Raw genomic sequence first — 3121 nt, 5'->3', positions numbered from 1 at the left:
CGCCGCCCGCGCACCCGCCCCGCCGAGGAGGCCGACGACGCCGCCGCGCTGCGCGAGTACTTCGCCCGCCAGGAGGCCGAGCGCCGGGCCGCCGACGAGGAGGCCAAGCCCGCCGCCGAGCCGAAGGGCGACGCGGCCGAGGAAACCCCCGGAAAGGCGGACGACGAGGCCCCGGCCCCGGCCGCGCCCGACGAGGTGCCGGCCGCCGCTGCCGCGGCGAGCGCCGCCGCGGCCGCCAGCAGCGAGAAGGACGAGCCCGCACCGGAGAAGAGCGAGGACGAGCGCAAGCCCGCCCCGGCCGCGCGCGAGTCGGAGCGGAGCGAGGACGAGGACCGCGGCCTCTTCGACGAGGAGCCCAGGCGCACGCACCGCAGCGTCTACGAGCTCAGCGGTCGCGCCGCGCCCCGGTCGATCCCCGCCCGCGAGCCCACCCCGGAGCCGCCCCTCGACGAGCCCGAGGACACGGACGAGGCCTACGGCGACCTCTTCGAGGGCGCCCGGTCGCCCGAGCCGACGCGCAGCCTCGCCGCCGCGGGCGCGGCTGCCGAGGACGACTACTTCGACGAGCCCGAGGACCACATCACCACCGAGCCGCCCGGCGAGGACGAGCCCGACATCGACGCGCGGCGCGGCACGATCGACCTGGGCCTGCTGCTCCTGCGCCTCGGCACGGGGCTGATCCTCGTGGTCCAGGCGATCGCCGTGTTCTTCCAGCTCGGGGAGCACAACGGCGTCGTCGCCCTCCAGGACGAATACGGCGCATACGCCATCGGCGACGTGCTCGGGGTGGCCGTGCCCGCGCTGGGCCTGGCCGCCGGCATCTTCCTCATCGTCGGCCTGCTCTTCCCGGTCTTCGCGGCCGTCGCTACGGTGGTCACCGGCTTCGGGCTGCTCCACGAGATCACGGAGCTCGGCGCGGGGCTCGACGTGCTCGCCTGGGGCCCGGAGATCATCTCCACCGGGCTGTTGTTCGGCATCGTCGTCGTCCTGCAGCTCACCGGGCCGGGCCGCTATGGGCTCGACTATCAGCGCAGCTGGGCGCGCCGCCCGCTGGCGAGCAGCTGGGGCTTCCTCCTCGGCGCGATCGTGGCGCTGGGCCTCGTGTGGGTCTTCGGCGCCGGCGTGAATCCGCTCGCCTAGGAACAGCCTCGCGGGTCTGCCGCCGCAGCTCGCTTGCGTGAGGTTGGGCGGGGTTAAATTTCGGGTTTCGCCCCGGGCATCGGTCCGCCGGCTACGATCGACGGTTATGACTCACCCGACCCGCGCCGCCCACAAACCGCCCGCGATGCCCAGGGCGGCAGCGGGGCTAGCCCGGTGAGCCTCCTCGCGATCGGGGCCGCGGCGCTCGCCATCGCCGTGGGCGCCGCCCTGCAGAAGATCGCCGGGATGGGGCTCGCGCTCATCGCGGGCCCGGTGCTCAGCCTCGTTTTAGGGCCGGTCGACGGGATCATCGTCGTCAACGCCCTGGCCGTCGTCAACGCGTTGACCAACACCTTCTCCAGCGTCCGGGACATCGAGTGGCGCACCTTCGGGCTCATCGCCCCGATGCTCGTCGTCGGCTCGATCCCGGGCGCTTTCGTCGTGCGCGAGGGCTCGCCCGGCCTGCTGCAGCTCACCGTCGGGATCCTCCTGCTCATCGCGCTGGCTGTCGCCATGTGGGGCAAGCGCTTCGTACCGCCGCTCTCCGGAAAGGCGCCGGCGGTCGTCGCCGGCGGGATCGGCGGCTTCATGAACACGCTCGCCGGGGTCGCGGGCCCGGCGATCACCGTCTACGCCGAGGCTCGGCGCTGGGAGCACCGCGCCTACGCCGCGACCCTGCAGCCGCTCTTCGCCGTGGGCGGGGCGTCCTCGATCGTCGTGAAGACCGCGACCGGAGCGGCGGACTGGTCGGGCACCGAGGCGCCGCTGTGGATCGCGTGCCTGGCTGCCGTCTTCGTCGGAATCTTGGTCGGTCGCCTGCTGCGCGGCCGCGTGGCACAGCCGATCGCGCATCGCATTGCGCTAGCGCTGGCTGGGGTCGGCGGCGTCGCCGCGGCCGTCCGGGGCGTCGCCGCGCTGGTCGCGGGGGAGTAGGGCCTCGGCCTCCACTAAATAGATGCCCTCTCGAAAGTGATCCGCGGGCTCAGGTGGTGGCCTGCTGTAGAAGAGGCTTTGTGCCCGGCGGAGCGCCGAGGAGGGCGAAAAAGTGTCCGCATCGCGCTCGATACGCGGCGATCGGCCGCGTGCGTGGCGGCGGCCGCGGCCGGGGTGCTCTGTACGATGAGTCAACGACAACGATCCGCAGGTCCGAGGCCGATGCGCGGCGCGCGAATGGGCGGCAAGCGGGGTAGTCGACAGGAAGTTAGGGGAGCGCTCTAGTGGCTGGGTTTGATTCGATCATCAACGTCGACGAGCTGCTGCCCGATTTCTACTTCACCTCCACCGATTCCAAAGGCGATTCGCTCACCAAGAGGGTCCGCAACCGGATTCGGGACTTCGCCGACGACGAGAAAACCCCCGGTGTGCTCACCTCCTGGGGCCGATTCAAGACAGCCCGAGCGACGATCCAGCGGATCCTCCTCGACCAGCCCAGCAAGGCCACCCCGCTGATTCTCGAGGCTCTCGGCTACCGCACCCCGAAGCGTGTCACCTTCGAGACCGCGCAGGGGCAGCTCGAGCTGACCGCCTCCACCTCGGACGGTGTCGTCGCATTGGCGGCGGAGCCGGTGGCGGATATCTCCGAACTCGAGACCACTGCCCGACCCGCCAACACGGTGACTCGCGATGAGACGTGGCTCGCCGGACCCCCACCCCGCAGCACCGACGACGCCGAAACCACCGGCATCGCTGCGGGGAGTGAAGTCCTCGCCGGTGCAGATACCAACGGGCCCACCGATGCGGGAAAAGATACTGCGGATTCCGTCGCCGCCACGCCGCGGGGCGGCGGCCTGTCGGTCTTCAAACTGCTCACCGAGATCTTCCTCGCCGACGAACCACCCGTCTTCGTGCTCGTGGCTGCGGGCGGCTGGCTGGTGGTGGCTGAACGCGACAGCTGGCCGCTGGGCAAATACCTCGCGATCAACCTCGCTGCCGTCGTGGAACGCGCCGATATCACCCAGGCCGGGGAAACCGCCCACGCCGT

At 71.6% G+C, this 3121-nt stretch carries 2 protein-coding genes and 1 pseudogene; all 3 read left to right on the top strand.

From position 1 onward, the window contains the following. Nucleotides 1-1140 (top strand): DoxX family protein (locus HMPREF9719_RS09320; RefSeq protein ID WP_004600749.1); only part of this gene is annotated, 1140 nt, incomplete at its 5' end. A gap of 174 nt (nucleotides 1141-1314) precedes the next feature. Further along, nucleotides 1315-2073, top strand: a complete 759-nt coding sequence (locus tag HMPREF9719_RS04305) for a sulfite exporter TauE/SafE family protein (RefSeq protein ID WP_004600748.1) — start codon at nucleotides 1315-1317, stop codon at nucleotides 2071-2073. Nucleotides 2074-2357: 284 nt separating this feature from the next. Then, a pseudogene (locus HMPREF9719_RS04300) lies at nucleotides 2358-3121 on the top strand (hypothetical protein); the annotation flags it as partial.

Source organism: Corynebacterium otitidis ATCC 51513 (assembly GCF_000296405.1).
GTDB classification, from domain to species: Bacteria; Actinomycetota; Actinomycetes; order Mycobacteriales; family Mycobacteriaceae; genus Corynebacterium; species Corynebacterium otitidis.
Note: the sequence above shows the minus strand (reverse complement) of the source record. Positions and strands in the feature narration are given on the sequence as shown.